General features: G+C 58.0%; 24 protein-coding genes and 1 tRNA gene. 10 read left to right on the top strand and 15 right to left on the bottom strand.

The annotated features are described in order from the left end of the window. The 8 genes from JJD74_RS20675 (at window position 1) to JJD74_RS20640 (ending at window position 6,571) form a co-directional block, all read left to right on the top strand. Window positions 1-585, top strand: coding sequence for a TerD family protein (locus JJD74_RS20675; RefSeq protein WP_200616684.1), 585 nt, complete (start codon window positions 1-3; stop codon window positions 583-585). After that, window positions 585-1,754 carry a TerD family protein gene (locus JJD74_RS20670; protein ID WP_200616683.1) on the top strand — a complete coding sequence of 390 codons (1,170 nt, stop codon included), beginning with the start codon at window positions 585-587 and terminating at the stop codon, window positions 1,752-1,754. The genes JJD74_RS20675 and JJD74_RS20670 overlap by 1 nt, the downstream gene beginning before the upstream one ends. 45 nt (window positions 1,755-1,799) lie before the next feature. After that, window positions 1,800-2,249 carry a tellurite resistance TerB family protein gene (locus tag JJD74_RS20665; protein WP_200616682.1) on the top strand — a complete coding sequence of 150 codons (450 nt, stop codon included), beginning with the start codon at window positions 1,800-1,802 and terminating at the stop codon, window positions 2,247-2,249. 44 nt (window positions 2,250-2,293) lie between these two features. After that, window positions 2,294-3,292, top strand: a complete 999-nt coding sequence (locus JJD74_RS20660) for a TerC/Alx family metal homeostasis membrane protein (protein WP_200616702.1) — start codon at window positions 2,294-2,296, stop codon at window positions 3,290-3,292. Between the two features lie 31 nt (window positions 3,293-3,323). Continuing rightward, window positions 3,324-3,899 carry a TerD family protein gene (locus JJD74_RS20655; RefSeq protein ID WP_200616681.1) on the top strand — a complete coding sequence of 192 codons (576 nt, stop codon included), beginning with the start codon at window positions 3,324-3,326 and terminating at the stop codon, window positions 3,897-3,899. Window positions 3,900-3,926: 27 nt separating this feature from the next. After that, on the top strand, window positions 3,927-4,505 hold the full coding sequence (locus JJD74_RS20650; RefSeq protein WP_200616680.1) for a TerD family protein: 579 nt from the start codon (window positions 3,927-3,929) through the stop codon (window positions 4,503-4,505). A gap of 122 nt (window positions 4,506-4,627) precedes the next feature. Next, a complete protein-coding gene (locus JJD74_RS20645) occupies window positions 4,628-5,569 on the top strand; it encodes a hypothetical protein (RefSeq protein ID WP_200616679.1) in 942 nt (313 codons plus the stop codon). Between the two features lie 42 nt (window positions 5,570-5,611). Continuing rightward, complete coding sequence (locus JJD74_RS20640) at window positions 5,612-6,571, top strand: lysozyme inhibitor LprI family protein (RefSeq protein WP_200616678.1); 960 nt, start codon at window positions 5,612-5,614, stop codon at window positions 6,569-6,571. Window positions 6,572-6,741: 170 nt separating this feature from the next. Here JJD74_RS20640 and JJD74_RS20635 read toward each other — a convergent pair whose 3' ends face one another. The 9 genes from JJD74_RS20635 to JJD74_RS20595 all read right to left on the bottom strand — a co-directional run bounded on the left by JJD74_RS20635 (window position 6,742) and on the right by JJD74_RS20595 (window position 13,861). Further along, a complete protein-coding gene (locus tag JJD74_RS20635; protein WP_200616677.1) occupies window positions 6,742-7,986 on the bottom strand; it encodes a VWA domain-containing protein in 1,245 nt (414 codons plus the stop codon). Window positions 7,987-8,130: 144 nt separating this feature from the next. Continuing rightward, window positions 8,131-8,859 carry a class I SAM-dependent methyltransferase gene (locus JJD74_RS20630; protein WP_200616676.1) on the bottom strand — a complete coding sequence of 243 codons (729 nt, stop codon included), beginning with the start codon at window positions 8,857-8,859 and terminating at the stop codon, window positions 8,131-8,133. Between the two features lie 235 nt (window positions 8,860-9,094). After that, the gene (locus tag JJD74_RS20625; protein ID WP_042558047.1) at window positions 9,095-9,502 is read right to left on the bottom strand and encodes a type II toxin-antitoxin system HicB family antitoxin; all 408 of its coding nucleotides are present in this window, start codon (window positions 9,500-9,502) and stop codon (window positions 9,095-9,097) included. 34 nt (window positions 9,503-9,536) lie between these two features. Then, on the bottom strand, window positions 9,537-9,716 hold the full coding sequence (locus tag JJD74_RS20620) for a type II toxin-antitoxin system HicA family toxin (RefSeq protein ID WP_042558048.1): 180 nt from the start codon (window positions 9,714-9,716) through the stop codon (window positions 9,537-9,539). A gap of 276 nt (window positions 9,717-9,992) precedes the next feature. Then, window positions 9,993-10,066 (bottom strand) — tRNA-Gly (locus tag JJD74_RS20615). Window positions 10,067-10,223: 157 nt separating this feature from the next. Then, window positions 10,224-11,108 carry an alpha/beta fold hydrolase gene (locus JJD74_RS20610; RefSeq protein ID WP_047300062.1) on the bottom strand — a complete coding sequence of 295 codons (885 nt, stop codon included), beginning with the start codon at window positions 11,106-11,108 and terminating at the stop codon, window positions 10,224-10,226. Window positions 11,109-11,424: 316 nt separating this feature from the next. Then, entirely contained in the window at window positions 11,425-12,117 is a 693-nt protein-coding gene (locus tag JJD74_RS20605; RefSeq protein WP_200616675.1) for a pseudouridine synthase, read from the bottom strand. A 33-nt stretch (window positions 12,118-12,150) separates the two neighbouring features. Beyond that, window positions 12,151-12,381, bottom strand: coding sequence for a cysteine-rich CWC family protein (locus JJD74_RS20600; RefSeq protein WP_042558051.1), 231 nt, complete (start codon window positions 12,379-12,381; stop codon window positions 12,151-12,153). Then, complete coding sequence (locus tag JJD74_RS20595; RefSeq protein ID WP_200616674.1) at window positions 12,374-13,861, bottom strand: sensor domain-containing diguanylate cyclase; 1,488 nt, start codon at window positions 13,859-13,861, stop codon at window positions 12,374-12,376. Before JJD74_RS20595 ends, JJD74_RS20600 begins: the two co-directional genes overlap by 8 nt. 358 nt (window positions 13,862-14,219) lie before the next feature. On the opposite strand from JJD74_RS20595, the gene JJD74_RS20590 reads away from it, so the two are divergent. Continuing rightward, window positions 14,220-14,606: a hypothetical protein gene (locus JJD74_RS20590; protein WP_042558053.1), complete on the top strand. Its 387-nt coding sequence runs from the start codon at window positions 14,220-14,222 to the stop codon at window positions 14,604-14,606. Between the two features lie 57 nt (window positions 14,607-14,663). On the opposite strand, the gene JJD74_RS20585 is transcribed toward JJD74_RS20590, so the two are convergent. Next, the gene (locus tag JJD74_RS20585; protein ID WP_200616673.1) at window positions 14,664-15,776 is read right to left on the bottom strand and encodes an enoyl-CoA hydratase/isomerase family protein; all 1,113 of its coding nucleotides are present in this window, start codon (window positions 15,774-15,776) and stop codon (window positions 14,664-14,666) included. 132 nt (window positions 15,777-15,908) lie between these two features. Here JJD74_RS20585 and ung point away from each other — a divergent pair, with 132 nt between their 5' ends. Then, window positions 15,909-16,601, top strand: a complete 693-nt coding sequence (ung, locus tag JJD74_RS20580) for a uracil-DNA glycosylase (RefSeq protein ID WP_042561972.1) — start codon at window positions 15,909-15,911, stop codon at window positions 16,599-16,601. A gap of 126 nt (window positions 16,602-16,727) precedes the next feature. On the opposite strand, the gene JJD74_RS20575 is transcribed toward ung, so the two are convergent. The 5 genes from JJD74_RS20575 to JJD74_RS20555 form a co-directional block, all read right to left on the bottom strand. Then, a complete protein-coding gene (locus JJD74_RS20575) occupies window positions 16,728-17,762 on the bottom strand; it encodes an AbrB family transcriptional regulator (RefSeq protein WP_200616672.1) in 1,035 nt (344 codons plus the stop codon). After that, complete coding sequence (locus JJD74_RS20570) at window positions 17,755-19,269, bottom strand: tripartite tricarboxylate transporter permease (protein ID WP_042558056.1); 1,515 nt, start codon at window positions 19,267-19,269, stop codon at window positions 17,755-17,757. Before JJD74_RS20570 ends, JJD74_RS20575 begins: the two co-directional genes overlap by 8 nt. Window position 19,270: 1 nt before the next feature. Further along, a complete protein-coding gene (locus JJD74_RS20565) occupies window positions 19,271-19,729 on the bottom strand; it encodes a tripartite tricarboxylate transporter TctB family protein (protein ID WP_047300067.1) in 459 nt (152 codons plus the stop codon). Window positions 19,730-19,787: 58 nt separating this feature from the next. After that, a complete protein-coding gene (locus JJD74_RS20560) occupies window positions 19,788-20,765 on the bottom strand; it encodes a Bug family tripartite tricarboxylate transporter substrate binding protein (RefSeq protein WP_200616671.1) in 978 nt (325 codons plus the stop codon). A 113-nt stretch (window positions 20,766-20,878) separates the two neighbouring features. Then, the gene (locus tag JJD74_RS20555) at window positions 20,879-22,171 is read right to left on the bottom strand and encodes an OprD family porin (RefSeq protein ID WP_042558059.1); all 1,293 of its coding nucleotides are present in this window, start codon (window positions 22,169-22,171) and stop codon (window positions 20,879-20,881) included. Window positions 22,172-22,309: the final 138 nt, after the last annotated feature.

Below are 22,309 nucleotides of genomic sequence, written 5' to 3'. Positions count from 1 at the left end.
ATGGCACTTACCCTGAGCAAAAAACAGTCTATTTCCCTGGAGAAAACCGCCGGCACTGCATTGTCCAGCGTCAGCCTCGGCTTGGGTTGGGACCCGGTAAAGGCCGGGTTTCTGGGCAAACTGATGGGCAGTGGCGGTGAAATCGACCTGGATGCTTCTTGCATCCTGCTCGACGGCAGCCTGCAACCTGTCGACCTGGTCTGGTTCCGCCAACTGAAATCTCAGGACGGTTCGATCCAGCACTCCGGCGACAACCGCACCGGCGAAGGCAGTGGTGACGACGAAACCATCCACGTTGATCTGCAGCGTCTGCCGGCGGTTGTTCAGCATCTGGTGTTCACGGTGAACAGCTTTACCGGACAGAACTTTGAAAAAGTTGAAAATGCCTACTGCCGCATTATCAATGCCGGTAACAAGAACGAACTGGCACGCTTCAATCTGTCCGAGCGCGGCGCCCACACCGGCATCGTGATGGCCAGCCTGTCCCGTGAAAACGATGGCTGGAAGTTCACCGCTATCGGCGAAACCACCAATGGCCGCACTGCGGATGATCTGGTGAACCTGGCCGTTCAGGCGCTGCGCTAATGGCGTCCCTTGCACCGGGCGGCAATGCGCCAGTTACTAGTGGCCCACTTCGTATCGATATCAATTATTCGCCGATTCCTGGTGCCGACATTGATGTCTCGGCCTTCGTTCTGGGAACCACGGCGAAGGTTCGCGGCGATGGTGATATGTGCTTCTACGGTCAACCGAGTGTGTTGGGCGGGGCGGTTACCCTTTCCGACTCCTCGGCCGGTCGTGCAGTGTTCACAGTGGATCTGAGCCGACTTGAACCGGCCGTGGAAAAGGTCGCACTGACCGCCACGATCCACGAAAACAAAGCCAGTTTCGAGCGTGTTTCGCAGCTGTCAGTGGTGGTGTCCAGTGGCATTGAAGCGCAGATCCCGACCAGTGGCATGAAGGAAACCGCGCTGATCCTGGGCGAGTTTTATCGTCGCCAGGGCGAGTGGAAATTCCGTTGTGTCGGGCAGGGATTCAACGGTGGACTTGAGCCGCTGGCCCGCCATTTCGGGGTTGATATCGCTGCCCCGGCAGCTGCGCCAACACCGGCTCCAGCGCCCGTTCCAGTTCCTGCACCTGCGGCGCCGAAGTCTTCGATCAGCTTGAGCAAGGTCACCCTCGACAAGACACGCAGCTCGATCAGTCTGGAGAAGACTGCAGCCGGCTTCGGTGAAATCAAGGTGAACCTGAACTGGAACAAACGCGGTTCCGGCGGTTTTTTCAAAAGCAGCAGTTCGATCGACCTGGACGTGGGTTGCCTTTACGAATTGCAGGATGGTGAGAAGGGGGTTGTACAAGCCCTCGGCAACTGCTTCGGCAGCTTGAATCAGGAGCCTTACATCCAACTGATGGGTGACGATCGTACCGGCTCCGTTGCCGGTGGCGAATGGCTGCACATCAATGGCGCCAAGTGGGCTGAAGTGCGCCGCATCCTGATCTTCGCGTTTATTTACGAAGGTGCTCCGAACTGGCGAGAGACGGATGGTGTAGTGACCATCTACATCCCGAACCAGCCGGAAATCGAAGTGCGCCTCAACGAAGAGGGCGGGCGCGATGGTATGTGCGCCATTGCGATGCTCGAAAACGTCAACGGCGCCGTCAAGGTTTCCCGGCGGGTGGATTTCCACCGCGGGCACTCGGCAGTGGACAAAGCTTACGGCTGGGGCATGAACTGGCGCGCCGGCTCGAAATAGTTACCTTGGCGGGGCTTGTGCCCCGCCCTCTTAGAGGACCTCAAAATGCTTGCATGGCTTAAAGAAAACGCTGCATCGGCACGAGACAAACTGACCACTGAGGTCAGCAAGTTCAAAAACCAGAAATTCATGGATGCCACAACAGCAGCATGCGCAGTGGTTGCCGCTGCAGACGGTGAGATCTCCTCCGCCGAGAAAACCAAAATGGCCGGTTTTATCAATAACTCGTCGGAATTGAAGGTTTTCAACATGGCCGACGTCATCAAATCCTTCAACGGTCACTGCGAAAAGTTCGAATTCGACTTCCAGATCGGTCAAGCGGAAGCGCTGAAAACCATCGGCAAAATCAAGAACGATGCTGGTGCTGGCCGCTTGCTGGTCCGCGTTGCCTGCGCCATCGGCGCTTCGGATGGCAACTTTGACGACAAAGAAAAAGCGGCTTGCCGTCTGATTTGCATTGAGCTGGGTTTGAATCCGGCTGATTTCGAACTTTAAGGAGCGGTACCTTGGACAGTCAAATAGGATTCCCCCCGTTGACCATGGCGGTCTTCGTCGGGATCGCACTGGGAGCGCTGCTGCTCGACATGGTTACCCACCGTGGCGACAAGCCCATTTCGCTGGCTAAAGCCTCGATCTGGTCGATTTTCTGGATTGCGATCTCGCTGGCGTTTGCAGGCTTTTTGTATGTTCAGCACGGGCCGGATGTCGCGACGCTGTTCGTCACCGGTTATGCGCTGGAAAAAGTTCTCAGCGTCGACAACCTTTTCGTGTTCATGGCCATTTTCGCCTGGTTCAAAGTGCCTGATGGCATGCGTCACCGGGTGCTGTACTGGGGCATCATTGGCGCGATCGTGTTCCGTGGGATCTTCGTTGCTATCGGTACGGGTCTGTTGGCTTTCGGCCCGTGGGTCGAGGTCGTTTTCGCCGTGATCGTCGCCTGGACTGCCGTCATGATGCTGCGCAGTGGCGGTGATGATGAAGAAGAGGAAGATTACTCCAAGCACATGGCTTATCGCTTTGCGCAGAAGCTCTTCCCGGTATGGCCAAAGTTGTATGGCCACAACTTCTTCGTGTCCCGCAAGCAACTGGAAGTGGAACTCCAGAAGCCAGAGAACCAAGGCATGACACTGGCGGCGAAGGGCACACTTTTCGCCACACCATTGTTCCTGTGCCTGGTGGTGGCGGAAGTGTCCGACATCCTCTTCGCTTTCGACTCTGTTCCAGCCGTTATCGCTGTGAGCCGCGAGCCGCTGATCGTTTACTCGGCCATGCTCTTCGCCATTCTCGGCCTGCGAACCATGTACTTCGTACTTGAAGCGCTTAAACGCTATCTAGTCCATCTGGAAAAATCGGTTATCGCATTGCTGTTCTTCATTGCGGTCAAGCTGGGCTTGAATGCAACGGATCACATGTTTCATCACGGCTACACCATCGATGCAAACACCAGTTTGCTGATCGTGATGGTTGTCTTGGCCATTGGCGTCGTCGCTAGTCTGATCTTCCCCGCAAAGGAAGAAGCGCTGCCTGAAAATCAATGAGTAAACGTCTTCACCACAAGGAGTAATACCCATGGCACTGACTCTTCAAAAGGGTGCAAACCTGTCCCTGACCAAAACCGATCCGAGCCTGAGCAAGATTCTGGTTGGTCTGGGCTGGGATCCGCGTGCAACTGACGGCGCAGAGTTTGATCTGGACGCGAGCGCTCTTCTGCTGGGTGCGAACGGTAAGGTGCGCAGCGAAGCCGACTTCATTTTCTACAACCAGCTGAAAAGTCTGGATGGCTCGGTTGAGCACGCTGGCGACAACCGCACCGGTGCCGGCGACGGCGACGACGAAGTGATCAAAGTTGATCTGAGTCGTATCCCGGCTGACGTGGACAAGGTTGTCTTTATCGTCACTATCCATGACGCTGAATCGCGCAAGCAGAGCTTTGGTCAGGTGGGTGGTTCCTTCATCCGCGTCGTCAATGACATGACCAGTGCAGAAGTGGTTCGCTACGACTTGGCTGAAGACGCCTCGACCGAAACGGCGATGGTGTTTGCTGAGCTTTATCGCAACAACGGCGAGTGGAAGTTCCGCGCCGTGGGTCAGGGTTACACCGGTGGCCTGCGCGCTCTGGCAAACAACTACGGCATGAATTTTTAACCAACCCCCAACAAAAGGAATGTGAACATGGCTGTAAGTCTGTCCAAAGGTGGCAACGTTTCGCTGTCCAAAGAAGCTCCGGGCCTGTCCGAAGTGATCGTGGGCCTGGGTTGGGATCCGCGTGTCACCGACGGCACCGAATTCGACCTGGATGCTTCGATTTTCATCGTTGGTGAAAACGGCAAAGTGCTAGACGACAACAGTTTCATTTTCTACAACAACAAAACGTCAGCCGATGGTTCGGTAGAGCACATGGGCGACAACCGCTCGGGCGCGGGCGAAGGTGATGATGAGCAAGTCACCGTCAAACTCAACGGTCTGGCTGCCGCTGTAAAGAAGCTGGTTTTCTCGGTAACCATCCACGACGCCGACGCCCGCAAGCAAAGCTTCGGTCAGGTGTCGAATGCCTACATCCGTGTGATGAACAAGGCTGACGGCAAAGAATTGGCCCGCTATGACCTGAGCGAAGACGCTTCCACCGAAACTGCAATGATTTTCGGTGAGCTGTACCGTAGCGGTGAAGAGTTCAAGTTCAAGGCGATCGGCCAGGGTTTCGCTGGCGGCTTGAAGCCTCTGGCTGAGGCCCACGGTGTGAGCATCGGCTAACCCGAAAGGGTTGAGAAAGCCCCCTCGAGAGGGGGCTTTTTCTTGCCTGTCGTTCAAACAGTGGCTGCGTCTAAAAGCAAAAAATGGAGAGGGAGAAGGGAATGTTTCGTGGAGCGTGGGTAGTGGGTGTGTTGGCAACGTTGGCGGGCTGTGGCGCCTATAACGAATTCCAGGCCAATAATGCCGTGGAGGAATACCGGATGGCGTGTATGGGCAATTACACGAATGAATGTGAAAGCAAATTGGTCGATACCAACATCATCATGCTTGAATTGGCCCGCAGCAATGTCGATCGCGAGAAAGACACGCTGATCACAGCCGTTGGCAAAGCCAATTACGAACGCTTTGCCAGCACTGCCAATGAGGTGATTGATGGTCTGATCGAGCAACAGGAAAGCAAGCGCCCAGGCTTCTTCGCACGCTTTTTCCTCGGCGAAGCACAGCCGTTCGGCGATACGCGAAATCAACTCTTCAACATCTCCGACATGCAGGAACTGAGGTCTGTTGTGTTGGAAAAAATCCGTGCTCAAGTTCGTGCTGAATCGACAGCGTCCATGTCGCCTGCAGCAGCCGTTCCGCTCGTTAAGGAAGTTGCGCCCGCAGCACCTCAAACCCCTGTCCCGTCGGCATCCGCTGCACCCGCCGCTACAACTGATGAAGTGCCAGTTGCAGCACTCGACGGCGCTGTAGACCGAATGATTGCCGAGGAGTTGGCAAAGGACGGCGGCGATGAATTCAAAGAAGGTCGCAAGGTAGTTTTCGAGGACCTCAATGACGACGGTGTAAAAGACGCGATCGTGCTTTACACCATCGAAGGTCAAGGGGGTAGTAACAGCTATTTCCAGTCCTTGGCCACGTTCTATGCCGATAACAAGGGCTGGAACTATCGCGGCGCAATCGTCGTAGGTTCGGGCGTGCAGAACGTACAGGTAGTGGATTCAAAAAAACTGGCTTTGAAAGTGCTTTCCGTTGGTCCTGAAGATGCCAATTGCTGCCCGAGCGTTGAGAGCACCGAACAGTACAAATGGGATGGCTCGACCTTCATCCAGTTGCCAAGTGCCTAGTCTGGCGCATGGATTTAGCACTCATAAGAAAGGACTTCGACCATGTCACGCTTGCATCTCGGCTCAAGCCTCTTTGGTTTGCTGCTGGCGCTATGCGGTAACCCGGCACCGGCAGCGAGTTTCGATTGTTCCAAAGCCGTCAGTTTCGCTGAAAACACGATCTGCGCGGAAGGCGCTCTCGGTCTGCTGGATGAACAGTTGAGCGCCCAATATGTTCGTGTACTGGAAAGTGACGCGAACCCGAATGATGTCCGCCAAGCGCAGCGCGACTGGTTGCGTCTGCGCGATAACTGCACGACCGGCCAATGCTTGTCTGCATCCCTGTCACAAAGGCTCGGCGAGCTGACTCAACAGCTATCGTCACCTGCGAAGCCTGCTGCCAATACAGAGAACAAATCGCCCGTTCCCTCTGTTTCAGGCAGTGCTCAAACCAGTGCAGTGCCGGCACACTCCTCGGCAGTGGCCAATCCATCAGCGCCCGTGCGCAGTGCGGCGGATGATCACCAAGTGGTGCTGAATCTGAAGATCGCTTTGTTTGTCATGGCGGTTCTGCTGCTGATCTGCGTCTGGCTGCACCACCGGGGGGCGATGACGATCTATCAGGATTACACCGACGCGCTGTGGACCAGCCTCACGCCGATCTTGGGCATCGGCACCTATTTTGTCTGCAGTGCCTGGTTGGAGATCCCCACGCGCTATTCAGCGATTTTCGCGGTTGCTCTGGCGTCGCTCATGGCCGTACAGGTGATTGTGCAGACTTACCGCAGCAACGGTGTGTCGTTGTACTTCCTGCTCGCGCTGTTCGCAAAAATGGCCTTGATGACGTTCTACTGCCTGATGATGTTGCTGTTGTTCGCCAGCAACGCCAGCAAAAAACGCGACGCTCGGCGCAAGCGCGGGTGGGCCGTGGCTGCGACTACCGCGTTCGTCTTTGTCTCAGGGTGGATGTGTCGGCATCGTCAGTTCTCCTCCATCGATGACTACATCGCTGGGCGAACCTGATGGCATGGCGGCACTGACTTCAGCCAACAAGAATGCAAGGAGTCGTCAGGGGGGCGGTTCAACAGGCGGATTAACTCGTTGCCGAGATTGCAACATTGCAGATGTCTGATCCTGACTGAAAAGTGACCCCGCGCAGGCGCAATGCCATGCGCGGGATTCGCGGGTTGTTGTCAGCGAACAATGCCCTTGGCCTTGGCATCTTTCAGCCAGACAGGAAACTCGGCCATCAACAGGTCGTAGAGCTGTTCCTCGCTGATGTCGTGCAGATCATCCAGGGCGAAGAAGCCGCAGTTGTCGACCACGCGCCCTGGCAGCGTATCGAGCTTCTCGAGAATTCCGTAGCCATTTCCGCCGAGACCGACGAATTGCCAAAAGATCGGCAAACTGGCGGCTTCGACCATCAGTCGAGTGATCTTGCGGCTTTCAGACACACCGCCGTCACTGATGAACAGGACGTACATCGGCGTACCGTCATCGGTCAGCTGAAATTGCTGCAGAACCTTTTCGATGACCTTGGGCTCATCGTTGATTCGGCTGCCGAGTTCCCAGTTTCGCCAGCCACGACTGTCGTTGTCGATGAATCCCTTGTGGTTGCTCAGCGTCACCGGCGAGAGGCGTAAAGGCTTGGCGCCAAACGCCCAGCAATCGAGCTCGCCGTCCTCATCGAACGACACCGCCAGCGGCAGGAGTCGGTCAACGACTTCCTGCACCCGGCCCTTGGCGTATTGATGGTTCATCGAACCGGATGCATCGAGCACCAGCACCACGCGGGCTTTGGTTTCGGTGAGATTTGCTTTTTCCAGACTGATCTGTGCTTTCTTGGCCAGGCTGACGAGGTGCGGTGCGGCCGCTGCGATCTTTTTTTCTAGAGAGATTTTTGCAGGGGCTGGGGTCGACGCAGGACTTTCCGCGACTTCGCCGCCGAAGTGATTCACCAGTGCATCCAGGCCTTGTGCGTAACCTTGCAGGTTCGAGAGCAGGCGCCACTCGCCGTTCTTGCGATACAGTTCGGCGACCATGATGGCTTTCTCGGCGCTGAAGGTTGCACCGGAGAACGAACACTGGGCGACAGACTGGCCGGCCGGATTGGACACGGTGAACTGACTGGCACCGATTGTACTCATCGCCCCGGCGCCGTCGATGGAGGCCGTGAACACCAAACGGTCAATCGACGCAGGCAACTGCGCAAGGTTGATCTGGAAACGGCCCTGATCTTCGATTTTTACGCTGAAGCACGGCGTGGTCGGCTGATTGAAAAAGACCATGTATCGATCATCGGAAAGTTTGCCTTGCGCATCGACGCCGAAGCACACGAAATCGATGACGTCGCTGGACTGAATCTGTACCGCGAGTGTGAGTGATTGCCCCTGAAGAATGTTTGACAGTGGTAGCCGTTGTCCCTGGGTGATTTGCATTTTGCTTCCTTGAATGATGAGGTGCGGCCTCGGCGCAACGCCTGGGCGCGCGCCGGATAATCTGCTATCTGATGGAGTGCGGGCGTTTGATTCGCTCGCGCATTATCCCCCTAAACCTGCGAACTGTGGTTGAAGGGGTTGAACTCAGCGCTGTACCGCCACCAGCATCATCATCGGCCGCTCCCGCTCTTCAGCCAGCGCTGGTTGCGCCGCCACTTCTTCATCGCTTGGCCCCCACTCGTTGACATGACGAATAGTAAATCCAGCGCCAATCAGTGAATTGAGCAACGTACCGACAGTACGGTGCTGCTTGATCACACCGTCGGCCAGCCAATTGGTCACTCGCTCCCCCTCAATCTGATAACTGTCCAGCGGCCAGCGCTTGCGACCTTCGCTGTCGATCAGCCAGCCGGGATTGCGCGGTGCCATGAAGATCGGATGTTCGATGGAAAACACAAAATGCGAACTCGGCTTCAGCGCTGCGTAGAGGTGAGCAAACAGTCCTGGCAGATCCTTGATGTAATGCAACGCCAGCGAGCTGTAGGCCAGGTCGAAACTGCACGCGGGCAAGTCGAGTTGTTCCAGGTCGGCGCGCTCGTAACGGATGTTCGTCGCCGAAGTGGTTTCGCGTGCGCGTTCCAGCATCTTCTCCGAAACGTCCAGCCCCAGCACGTTGGCCGCGCCGTGCTCGCTGGCCCAGCGGCTGAACCAGCCATAGCCGCAGCCCAGATCCACCACGTGCAAACCATGCATGGAGGGCAGCAACGCCTTGAGCGCAGGCCATTCCGGCGCGGCATCGAGGCCACCGATGGAGCGGTTCATCTGGCTGTAGCCCTGAAAGAATTCGGGATCGTCGTAGATGTTTTGAGTCATTGGGAGTGCTCTTTTGAGTTCGGTCGTCAGCGGCAAAGTGGCCGCGATGGGGTTCCCTCGAAAGTGATGACGCGTATTCGTCGATGGCCGCGCAGGGGGAGGGTGGTGGTCGATGGGGAAATGCTAGCGGCGCGGACGCAAGGTGAGAACCGATTGAGTGTTGGAGAACTGTAATGTTGGCGCACGATTTCATTGTAAATTCACGACGCCGCCAATGGCGGCCTCGATCACCGTCTCAGCCCTGCTGCAACACCTTCAAGGCAGCCGAAGCCAGAAACCCTGAACGACTCTTCTCCTCCGGGTGATGCAGGACATACTCATCAATACGGTTGAGCAAATGCCCAGGCAGCGTGATGTTGAGTTTCTGGGCTTTTCCCAAATACTTCACGACATTAATATCCACCACTGCCCACGCACATCCGGCGTATTTCGGATTGGCCACATGCAGCCCCAGTTTACTGGCAGCCGGAATGGGCGCGCCGTCCTCGGCCAGAATCTCGAAATGCCCCTCGATGGCTTCGCGAGCCATGGCGACGGCATCATCCAGATCGTCGCCAGCCGAAAAACAGCCGGGAATATCCGGCACCTCTACGCCCCAGGCGTGTTCTTCATCGCCTATTGAAATCGCGATCGGATAGAGCATATTTGTTGATCTCCATGGTTACTGACTGAGCCAGTCAAAGCAGCGCCTGCTTCAAAATACTGATGGCCGTTCTCTTCAGCAGATCTTTCGTCGGATGTGGCACCGTGACCAGTCCAGGCTTGGTCGGATGCTTGAAGTGGTGGTGACTGCCTCTGATCCTCACTAAATACCAACCGTCTGCGACGAGCTGACCGATTAAAAAACGGCTATTCACAACACCTCCTTGTGGTGTCTTTGGTGGGTACTATACCTACCGGTGATCTGGGGGCAACAATGTATTCACCGAGCGGTCATCCGCGGCTAATCCGCTCAGTGGTTTGAAGCAGTCTAGATAGGGAGGCGACGAAGGCATGGAGAGTGTGTTGCAGGCTTTTGCGTTGTTTCAGATGTCAGATGTAACCTTTTCTCGGGCACAAAAAAACCGGCCATCAAGGCCGGTTTTTTCTGTTCTGCATCCCCCGTCAAAAAACAACGTGAGACAAAATTTTAGTGGAGCGGGTAGAGGGAATCGAACCCTCGTCGGAAGCTTGGGAAGCTACTGTTCTACCATTAAACTATACCCGCTCAGAGCGGCTGACTTTGTACCAGACTCGGCGGGGAATTTGAAGTTTTTCTTTTTTGCGCAAGGCATTACAGCGCTGAATCGGTCAATCGCGAGCGAGCACTGCGGGGGGCTTAAAAAAACGGTTAGCCCTGCAGGCTCGCTCGCGATGACGCTCTTTCAAATGGCCAGTGCATGGTGATCCTGAACAAACGAGTACCGCGTTCGGCTGGCCTGCGGTGCCGGTTTCAAAAAGCCCAGCAAGGCGTTCTGGCTGTCCCGGCACGCAGCCTTGTGCTCCATGTCGAGAAAATGCCCGGTGGCTTGCACGGTGGTAAAGGTACTCTGTGCCACGTGGTTGCCGAACAGACGCGCATCTTCGGCGGCGGTGTATTCGTCCCATTCACCGTTGAGAAACAGTACCGGCACGTTGATCTTCTTCGCCGCGTTTAAATAGCACTGACGATCGCTGTGCAGCACGTCGCTGATGTGAAAGTGCATCTGCCCGTATTCGTGCTCGGCCAGGCTGCTGACGTGGCGATAGTTGAAGCGTTTGAACAATGACGGCAGGTGTTTGCCGATAGTGCTGTTGACCAGATGCCCGACTCGATCACCGTCACGCTGGCCGAGGTAATCGACGCCGCGCTCGAGGTAATCAAGCATGTGCGCGTTGATCACCGGCGAAAACGAGCTGATCACCGCTTTTTCGATGCGTCTTGGCTGGTTAGCAAGGGCAACCAGTGTCGCGGCGCCGCCCCAGGAGAACGACAGGACGTGTTCGGCGGCGAAGTGGTCGATCAGCTCCAGCAGAATTTGCCCTTCAACGTCCTTTGTCAGATGTTTCTCGTGACGGTTGTGGGCTTTTGACCGGCCCGCGTAGGGCTGGTCGTAGCAGACCACGTTGAATTGCGGGTGCAGATTTTTCACGGTTTGTGCAAACGACGCAGTCGTGGCCATCGAGCCGTTGACCAGAATGATGGTTTTTTCTGCGGCGTCTGCGCGATAGAACTCCGTGTAAACCCGATACTGACCCTGTATATCCAGCACAGCGATTTCTGGCCTCATGTCATAAGACTCCTGGCAAGCAAGCGGGTATGCGCGCAAATAGACATTGCACGAGCTTTGTGACAGGTAGGCATACGCCTGGAATTTGCTTGGCCCATGTCGATCCATGACTACGGTCGACGGGTATTGTTATTGGCGGGCAGTCTGCCGGCTGAGGCGCAGCCCTTAGGGCTGACGACCGGCAAAAAGTTTCTTAGAGGTATGGTGTGACTCATCGGTCACATTTCGGCCGACGTCCTGATTCAAGCAGGGGGAGCAGGATCGCGCAAGTGCCGCAGGTAAATTGTTCGACAACTTCTGCTGAGCGGTCGGGTGCTTAGAACAAATGAATCTCTTCAGTGCGCAAAGCGCGATACTCGCCCGGTTTTAGCGCGTCATCGAGCCGCAGCGGGCCCATGGATTCGCGGTGCAGGCGCAGCACTTTGTTGTTGAAAAAGCCAAACATGCGCTTCACCTGATGGTAGCGGCCCTCGACGATGCTCAGGCGTGCCGAGCGTGGTCCGAGTAGCTCCAGCTGCGCAGGTTGCGTGGTGAGGTCTTCGAAGGCGAAGTAGATGCCTTCGGCAAACGTGCTCGCATATTGCGCGCCGATTTCCTGCTCGGTCTCGACGTAATAGACCTTTGGCAATTTGGTTTGCGGCTGGGTCAGGCGCCGCGACCAGGCGCCGTCGTTGGTGATCAGCATCAGCCCGGTGGTGTTGAAGTCCAGGCGCCCGGCGATGTGCAGTTCGTCCTTGTCCGGTTCGTTGATCAGGTCGAGCACGGTCGGATGTTGCGGATCGCGAGTGGCGCTGACGCAGCCCGGTGGCTTGTGCAGCATGAAGTAGCGCGCCGGTTTGCCGAGTTGCAACACTTCGTCATCGACTTCGACACGGCTGAATTCAAGAACTTCACTGTGCGGGTCACTGACGACTTTTCCGTCAACGCGCACGCGCTTTTCCACCAGCAACAGGCGAACCTGCTTACGGTTGTAGCGGGGCAGATTGCTGAGGAAGCGGTCGACGCGCATGTTCAGGTTTCAACGGATCAAGGGGCACGCATCTTACGGGATCGGCTGACCGGCCGCTTGCAGTTGCGCCTCGACCTGCGCGCATCGCGGGCACAGGCAGGATTTGTCGCGCAGTGCTGGCGGCAAGGCTTGGAGCACCGCCGGATCAATGCTCACGCCGTAGCACCAGCAGGCGCGGTCGGCGGTGCGCGGGTCAGCCAGGCTGCAATCGTTGCGGGCGCCGCAGGCCGGGCAGAGGTCGGGTTTAACGTCAGATTCAGGCATAGGTCGAGTGAGGCGTTTCCACGCAGGTGCGGTTGCGGCCGGTTTGTTTGGCCCGGTACATCGCATGATCGGCCCGCGACAGCAGACTGTGCAAGGTGTCATCGCGCTGCAGGGTGGTGGCGCCGATGCTCACCGTCAGATTTAGGGCATGGCCGTTGTAGGCATATTCCTGTTGTTCGATGTGCTGGCGAATCTTCTCGGCAATTTTCTGGCCGGTGTCGCCGTCGGTGTCCTTGAGCAAAACGATGAACTCCTCGCCGCCCCAGCGGCAAACGATGTCGGCATGGCGCAGGCAACTTTGCAGATCCCGCGCAAACCCGATCAACACTTGATCGCCGGCCATGTGACCATAAGTGTCGTTCAACACCTTGAAGTGATCGAGATCCAGTAGCAGCGCCGTCAGCGGTTTGGTTTCACGCTGCGCTTCGTGCAATGCCTGAGCGGCAAGCAGGTCGAAACCGCGGCGGTTCGGCAGTTCGGTAAGGCTGTCGAGGGTGGCTTGGGCCTGGATCTTCGATTGAAACCGTTTGATCACGCGATTGAGCAGCGCCAACACGATCAACGTTACCAGCAGACAGATCAGCAGATTGAGATAGAGCGACTGGCGGATTTCAATCAGCGCGCCATCCTCGCGTTTACCAACAAACAGGTACCAGTTGAGTTCCGGAATAAACCGCACGTTGAGGAAGTGCCCCTGGCCATGGGTCGAATACTCGTAGCTGCCGCTGTGGGGTTTGGGTAACAGGCTGACCAGGCTTTTCATGCTGTCGACTTCAGCGAGGCTTTGCCCGATATGCGCGCCTTCAGGCCCGCCTTCGGCACCGGTCAGTACCAGTCGGCCGAAGGTGTCGACGAAGTAAACGCTGCGTTGATAGCGCTGTTGATACTTGTCGATCAGTTTGATCACCGCGTCCACGGTCAGACCGACGCCGGCTGCGCCAATGAAGCGGTTGTGGTAGTCGTAGACCTTGTAATTGATGAAGAACGTCAGGTTGTCCTTGTTGGCCAGATCCGGGTCGACATTGATCTCGTACGGATCTTCCATGTCCCTCACGCGAAAGTACCAGGCGTCGCGCGGCTCATCGACGCTGACCTGCTTGAGCACACCTTTGGCGTGGTAGTAAGTGAGGGTGGTATTGGAGACGAAAAACGCGGTGTAGGCGCCGTAGTGGGTCATGACCTCATTGAGATAACGGGTCATCTGCTCGGGGTTTTGCTCACCGTTCACCACCCAATCGCGCATGAAGGTGTCGCGGGACATCATCGAGGAAATCAGGATAGGTCTGACAAGGTCTTTCTGGATTTCCGAATAGACGGTGTCGGAAGTCAGCGGCAACTCGGTGTTGACGATGTTGTCGCGGATCGAGGCGCGCGAGGCGTAGTAGCTCAGCAGCGAGGTGGCGAGGAAGCCAGCGCCGAGCAGGGCGATCAGCGTCAGTACCAACGAACGTTGGGAGTACAGCGGAGAACGAAGCGGCATGGCAGTTCCGTTGATAATGGCCCGATGGCAGCATTCTAGTGGCACTGTGCGGAAATAACTGCTCCATGGGCGGCGCGAATGTTCGTTCCTGTAGTCGTGCAAATTGCGCAGGGCCTTGTGGGAGCGAGCTTACTCGCGAATGCAGCAGGTCAGTCAATGTCGATTTGGCCGGTGAATCGCTATCGCGAGGAAATTCACTCCTGAAGGGGATAGTGGCGTTTAATAATCACTTGTTTCAACTTGTTGCGGAATCGCACCAGATTCGGAAATCGATGTCTGATCTTTCGTCAGTCACCGAATAAAAGACTGACGCCTGCCAGCGTCGCTGGTGTGGCTACCCGCGGTCCAGGAGGCCGCCATGTATCGACGAATTCTTCTGCTTGCTGCGTTGATGTTTTCCGTCACCGGTTGTGCCCCGTATTCGTACGCGGACACTTATTACAGGTCTGAGGTCTACACATCACCCGCACCGGCGTACTACAACACTGGCGGCACGTATTACTCGGCCCCGCGCTACTACCAGCCAGCGCCGCGTTACTATCAGCAACCACGTTATTACCAGTCGGCGCCGCGCTATTATCAACCGGCCCCGCGGTACTACGAGAGCCGTCGCTGGCACGGTAATGATCGGGGTCGCTGGGACGGCCACCGTCGCGGCGGTTGGGACAACGACCACCGCGGTCGCGGCAATTACGACCGCCACAGCGGTCGGCGCGACCACAACGGACGTGGCAATCGCTGGTAACTGACCCGCCAACAAAAGCGGCGCATGATGCGCCGCTTTTTTGTGCCTGCGATTTAGTCAGTAAGCCGTCAAATCCGCCAACGGATGCCGCCCCTCCCACACCTTGTGAAAGTGCGCCTCAACCACCGCATCCGGCACGCTGCTGATGTCCGGCCAATGCCAGTGCGGTTTCTGATCCTTATCGATCAACCGCGCCCGAACCCCTTCGCTGAACTCCGGATGCCGGCAGCAATTGAGGCTCAGGGTGTATTCCATCTGGAAGACTTCAGCCAGCGACAGGTGCCGTGCGCGGATAATCTGTTCCCAGACCAGATGGGCGGTCAGCGGCGAGCCTTCGCTAAGCGTTTTTGCTGCCCGGGCGATGAGCGGATCGCTGCTGTCGCGCTGCAGGCTGATGGCTTTCCAGGCGCAGGTCACGTCGCTGACGTCGAGCAGTTCGTCGATCTGCTGACGACGCGGCAGCCACTGCGCCTCGGGCATTTGCGCCGCAGCTTCCTGCTGCAAGGCCTTGAGCAGGCTGTTGAGTTGCATGGCGGTCTGTTCCTGCCAGTTGAGTTGCAGCAGGCCTTCAATCAGCTCCGGTTGTTGCTCGTCGAGCAGAAAGCGGTCGGCCAGATCGAGATCGATCGCGTCACGGCCGTTCATGTGCGCGCCGGTCAATCCGAGGAACAGACCGAGCTTGCCCGGCAACCGTGCCAGGAACCAACTGGCGCCGACATCCGGATACAGCCCAATGCTGATTTCCGGCATCGCCAGACGGCTGCTCGGCGTGACGATCCGCGTACTGGCGCCTTGCAACAAACCCATACCGCCGCCCAGCACATAACCGTGGCCCCAGCAGATCAGTGGTTTCGGATAGGTGTGCAGGCTGTAATCCAATCGGTATTCGGCCGCAAAAAACTGTGCTGCCAGCGGTGGGACTTCGCCGGGATGCGCGCGACAGGCTTCCACCAGGCTGCGCACTTCACCGCCAGCGCAGAAGGCTTTGGCGCCGTTGCCGCGCAACAGCACGCAGACGATTTGCGGGTCTTTGGCCCAGGCGTTCAGTTTGTCGCTAAGGGCGTTGATCATCGGCAGCGACAGCGCGTTGAGCGATTTTTCAGCATCCAGGCTGGCGATACCGATGCGGGCGCCGGCGGTGCCGCAGAGTTCTTCGAAGTGCAGATTCATCGTGACCTCGATCGGAAATTTGAACGATCAGTATGATCGCTGCGTGGGAAAGTGCCGGATCTGCGTCAGATCAATTGACAAGCGTGGCCGGCTTTCCTAGGGTTCGCCCCATTGTTTTTGCCGGGTATGACCATGACTGCTGACGACCGTATCAAACTCGAACCGAGCTGGAAGGAGGCACTGCGTGCTGAATTCGACCAGCCTTACATGGCAGAGTTGCGCAACTTTCTGCAGCAGGAGCAGGCGGCCGGCAAGGAAATCTATCCGCCACGCCCGCTGATTTTCAATGCGCTGAACTCCACGCCGCTGGATAAAGTGAAGGTGGTGATCCTCGGCCAGGATCCCTATCACGGCCCGGGCCAGGCCCACGGTTTGTGTTTCTCGGTGCAACCGGGCGTGCCAGCGCCGCCCTCGCTGGTCAACATCTATAAAGAGTTGAAGCGCGACCTGAACATCGACATCCCCAGCCACGGTTACTTGCAAAGCTGGGCGGATCAGGGCGTGTTGATGCTCAACACCACCATGACCGTGGAGCGCGCCAACGCCAATGCGCACAAGGACAAGGGCTGGCAGTTTTTCACTGACCGGATCATCGAACTGGTCAGCGAGCGGCAGCCGCATCTGGTGTTCATGCTGTGGGGCGCTCATGCGCAGAGCAAGCAGAAGTTGATCGATGCGACCAAGCACCTGGTGCTGACCTCGGTGCATCCGTCGCCGCTGTCGGCTTATCGTGGCTTTCTGGGATGCGGGCACTTCGGCCGGACCAACAAGTTTCTTGAGCAGAATGGCGAGACGCCGATTGAGTGGCGGTTGCCGCCGGTTTGATGGTTGATCGGGCCGGCCCCTTCGCGAGCAGGCTCGCTCCCACCCTGTCTTAGGGTGTACACAGAATCTGTGGCACCCAAAAGAACCTGTGGGAGCGAGCCTGCTCGCGAAAAGTTCGACGCGGTCTTACTCGGGATTACGATTCCAGTACTTGAACAACGGCTCCGCCAGAAACAGCACAAACAACAGCCGCATCACCTGCATCGCCGTCACCAGCGGCACCGACAGTTGCAGGGTTTCCGCCGTCAGGCTCATCTCGGCGATACCACCGGGCATCATGCCCAACGTCAGCGAACGCAGGTCCAGATGCGTTAAAGCGCTCAGTCCCAACGCCGCCAGGGTTGCGATCAACATGGTCAGTGCCGTGCCGATCAATGTGCGGCCCATGAATGACGGCGCACGCCTGAAAAACTGCCGGTTGAAGTGACAACCCAATCCGCTGCCGATCAACCATTGGCCAATCTGACTGCCGCCATCGGGCAAGCCGATGTGCAGATCCCAGCCGATGCTCACCGTCGCACTCACCAGCAACGGCCCGAACAACCACGGGTTGGGTTGACGCAGACGCTGCCAGATCCAGGCGAGCAGGGCGCCCGCCGGAAACAGAATCGCCAGCCAGCGCCAATCGACGCTGCCGGCATGAGAAATTGGCGTCCCGTCGCCAAGCAAATACTTGAACGCCGCTGGCACACACAGCACCACCACCAATACCCGCAAGCTTTGCCCCGCCGCGACATGGCTGAGCATCGCGCCGTTGCGTGCGCCGAGGTTGACCATCTCCCCGGAGCCACCGGGCATGCTGGAGAAAAACGCCGTGGCGCGGTCCTCACCGGTGCGGCGCATCAACCACACGCCAACCACCGCCGACAAACTGGTGACCAGCGCACCGAAGAAGATCAAACCGAAATGACTCAGCACCTGCTCCATCACCACCGGGGTGAAGTGCAGGCCAATACCGATCCCGACGATCCACTGGCCGCATTTGCGCCCGCCTGGGATTTCCGTCAGTTGCCACGGGGTCAGGCAGCGCACGAGGATGATCGCCAGCAACGAGCCGACCATCCACGGCAACGGCCAGCCGATCTGGCTGGCGAGGTAACCGCCAAGCAGACCGACCAGCGGGGTTCCCCACCAGGACTTTAGCGACAGCCGATCAAACATCGGCGATAGCGCGCCGAGCGACCGAACGTTTGCGCCAGATGCGCAGCAGCGGCACGAGCAACATGATCGCGGTCAGTACCCAGACCCCGAAGGTGATCGGGCTCGACCAGAGGATTTCCAGTGCGCCGTTGGAGATCGACAGCGCGCGACGCAGGTTCTGCTCCATCAGACCACCGAGGATGAACCCCAGCAGAACCGGCGACAACGGGAAGTCGAGCTTGCGCAGGATGTAACCGAAGATGCCGATGCCGACCATCAGGAACAGATCGAAGGTGGTCGCGTGTACCGCGTAGACGCCGATGCCGGTGATGATCGCGATGACCGGCACCAGTGCCCAGTTCGGCACGGCGAGGATGCGGGTGAAGATGCGGATCATCGGAATGTTGAGGATCACCAGCATGATGTTGGCGATGAACAACGAAGCGATCAGGCCCCAGACGATGTCCGGTTGTTGCTGGAACAGCAGCGGCCCCGGAGTGATGTTGTACAGCGACAGCGCGCCGATCATCACCGCCGTGGTACCCGAACCCGGAACGCCGAGCGTCAACATTGGCACCAGTGCGCCGCAAGCCGAAGCACCAATGGCGGTTTCCGGGGCGGCCAGGCCACGGGCATCGCCTTCACCGAATTTGCCGCTGGTACCGGCGATGCGTTTTTCGGTCATGTAGGCCACGGCACTGGCCAGCGTCGCACCGGCACCCGGCAACACGCCCATGATGAACCCGAGCAGGCCGCAACGGATGTTCACGGTGAACACCGACGCCGCTTCCTTGAAGTTGAACATCATTCGACCGGTGGCTTTCACTGCTTCCTGGCCGCGATGGGTTTTCTCCAGCAGCAACAGAATTTCGCTGATCGAGAACAGGCCCAGCACCAGCACGACGAATTGAATGCCGTCGGTCAAGTGAATGTTATCGCCGGTGAAACGGTACACGCCGCTGTTGGCGTCGATGCCGACCGTCGACAGGAACAAACCGATCAACGCCGCAATAAACGTCTTCAGTGGTCGATCACCGGCCATGCCGCCGAGACAGACAATCGCGAACACCATCAGCACGAAGTATTCCGCCGGGCCAAAGGCAATCGCCCATTTCGCCAGCAGCGGGGCGAACATCACCATGCCGCAGGTGGCGATGAAGGCGCCGATGAACGAACTCCACGCCGACAACGACAGCGCCACACCGGCCATGCCTTTGCGGGCCATCGGGTAGCCGTCGAGGGTGGTCATCACGGTGGAAGCTTCGCCTGGAATGTTCAGCAGGATCGAGCTGATCCGGCCGCCGTATTCGCAGCCCAGATACACCGCCGCCAACAGAATCAATGCCGACTCCGGCGGCAGGCCGAGGGCGAATGCGATCGGGATCAGCAGCGCCACGCCGTTGATCGGGCCCAGGCCCGGCAACAGGCCGACAACGGTGCCGATCAGCGTGCCGCACAGCGCGGTCACCAGGTTGTAGGGGCTCAGCGCGACGCCGAAGCCCTGACCCAAATAGCCAAGAGTATCCATATCAGTTCTCCAGAACGTCGAGCAGGCCGAGGGGCAGCGGAACGTCCATCACACGGTCGAACAGCAGGTAAAGACCGATGGCCATCAGGGTGGTCACCACGACGCTTGGCATCCAGCGACCGCCGTACAGGCGCGCCATCGGAATGCCGATCAGCATGCTGCTGAGAATGAAGCCCAGCGGTTCGAAGAGGCCGGCGAACACCAGCAACAGCACGACGCAGATGCTGATCTTGGTCAGGGTCTGGCGATCCAGTGGCGGCTCGTCTTCAGTGTGTTCGATCGGCGTCGGGCGGAACACCATGTACAGCAGCGCTGTGCCCATCAGGCCGAGCATCAGCAGAGGGAAGGCGCGCGGGCCCACCGGTTCGTAGGAAAAAGCCGCTTGGTACGGCCACGCCATCAGTGCCAGGCCGACACAGGCCAGCAATAGCACCGAAGCGAAAATGCGTTGTAAGAGCATGGGAAACTCCTGTGCCGCGGCCCCGCGAACGGGGGCTGCGGCCGCTAGACAGAGGCGATCACTGAATCAGGCCGAACTCTTTGGCCAGCACTTTGTAGTCCGCAACCTGCTTCTTCACGTAGGTGTCCAGTTCCGGGCCGGTCATGGCGAACGGGAACAGTTCACGCTGATCGCGCAGCTTGGCGAACTCGTCGGAGGCCAGCAGTTTGTCGAACGAATCTTTCCACCAGGCGTAGTCTTCATCGCTGACTTTTGGCCCCAGGTAGAAACCGCGAACCACTGGCCAGACGATGTCGTAGCCTTGTTCGCGAGCGGTCGGGATGTCTTTCATTTCCGGTTCGTCGAGACGCTTGTCGGAGAAGACTGCGAGCAGGCGCATGTCACCGCTCTGAATGTGCGGCATGGAGTCGGAGATGTCGGTGCTGCCAACCTGGATGTGGCCGCCGAGCAGGGCGGTGGCGATCTCGCCGCCACCTTCGAGGGCGACGTAACGCAGTTCGCGCGGGTTGATCCCGGCAGCCTTGGCGATCAGTGCGGTTTGCATCCAGTCCTGGCTGCCGACGGTACCGCCGGAACCGATGACCACGGAGCCGGGATCTTTCTTCAATGCCTGAACGAGATCGTCGAGAGTCTTGTAAGGCGAATCGCTTTTCACCGCGATGGCACCGTAGCTGGTGCCGACTGCCGCGAGCCAGCGCACGTTGCTCTCATCGAAGCGCCCGAACTTGCCTTGCGCCAGGTTCAGCAGCGAACCGCTCGACCACGCCACCAGCGTGCCGGCATCGGCTGGTCGCTGCGCAACCACTGCGTTGTACGCCACCGCGCCAACACCACCGGGCATGTAGGTGACGCGCATTGGTTTGGACAGCAGTTTTTCGTTGACCAGCGCGCTCTGCGCAAGTTTGCAGGTCAGGTCGAAACCACCGCCGGGCGACGCCGGTGCGATACATTCCGGACGCTTCGGTTCGGCCATGAGTTGGCCAGCGAACAACACGCAACTGGCGGCGAGTGCAACTTTACGCAGTGACAATTTCATTCGATTCTCCACGGTTCTTGTTGTAAGGCTTTATGTAGGAGCTGCCGCAGGCTCGGGCCGCGATCGGACGATCTTTTGATCTTCCGATCACAGCACCCCGGCGTTTCAATCAATTACCAAAGGGCAACGCTATAGCTCACCAGCAGACGCACTTCGTCTGCATCGCGAGCGGAGTAATTGGAGCGGTAAGTGGCATTGCGCAGGCGCACAGCGACGTCCTTCAAGGCGCCGCTTTGTACTACATATTTGATCTCGGTGTTGCGCTCCCACTCTTTGCCTTCTTCACCGCTTTTGAGCTTGATGTTGTCACCGCTCAGGTAACGGCTCATGAAGCTCAGGCCGGGAATGCCAAGTTTGCCGAAGTCGAAGTCGTAGCGCGCTTGCCACGAGCGTTCTTCGGCGCCGGCGAAGTCGTTGATCTGCACGAAGTTGACCAGGTACGGGTCGCTGCCATCGACATAGGGGAAGGCGCTGTCGCCGGACATGTGCTGATAACCGGCACTGAACTTGTGGCCGCTCAGGGCGTAGCTGACCAAGCCGTTGAGCGAGCGGTTGTCGATCTCGCCGCCACGGGCCGCACCTTGATCGTCACTGACGGCAAAACGCAGGTCGGTGGCAAATGTGCCGGGGCCCATCGGGCGCGAGGCAACGAGGCCGAAGAAGTGCTGGTTGTAGACTTCGTCGAGTTGCGCGAAGTGGTAACTGCCGGTGATCTTGTCGGTGAACTTGTAATCAACGCCGCCAAAGTCAAAGTGCTTGCCGGCAGCGGTGCCGGCGAAGCGGCTGTTCTTGTTGTTGAGGGCGATGTCCTCGAAATCGGTGCTGTCGCGGTCCTTGGCTTTCTCCAGACGGCCGCCGGTGAAGGTCAGATTCCTGATTTCTTTGGAGGTCAGCAAGCCACCTTCAAACGTCTGCGGCAGGATGCGTCCGTCGTTGGGCTTGAGGATCGGCAGTTCGGGAATCAGGCTGCCGATTTTCAGTTCCGTGGCAGAGATTTTCACTTTGCCGGTCAGGCCGACTTTCGAGTATTCGTTCGCTGCGCGCCCGTCGTCGTGGGTCGGCAACAGGCCGGTGCCGGTGCGGTCCGGGCTCGAATCAAGTTTCACACCAAGCATGCCCAACGCATCGACACCGAACCCCACGGTGCCGTCGGTATAGCCCGATTGCAGATTGAGCATGAAGCCCTGAGCCCATTCATCGCGTTTGGATTGCTGGGCGCTGGTGCCATCGCGAAAGTCGCGGTTGAAATACATGTTGCGGGTTTCGAAGGTGGCGCTGCTGTCTTCAATGAAGTCAGCAAAACTCAACGGCGAAAAACCCGCGAGGGCGGCTGCACTGGCGAGGGCGGTGTGGCTGATACGGGAACGGCGAACAGGCACAAGGACCTGGGGCTGCATGGACGGCATGCGGGTGTACTCCGATTATTGTTCTTATTGGTCGAAAACGCTTCGTGGCGTTTTTCGTAGCGCTGTGTGGCAGCAGCGACGGCAGTCGAAACTGTCCGTAACCCGACTCTAACGGCCTAACCTTTCGCTAACCTTTCA

Origin of the sequence: Pseudomonas sp. MF6776, from assembly GCF_016613125.1 — a bacterium.
GTDB lineage: Bacteria > Pseudomonadota > Gammaproteobacteria > Pseudomonadales > Pseudomonadaceae > Aquipseudomonas > Aquipseudomonas iridis.
Note: the sequence above shows the minus strand (reverse complement) of the source record. Positions and strands in the feature narration are given on the sequence as shown.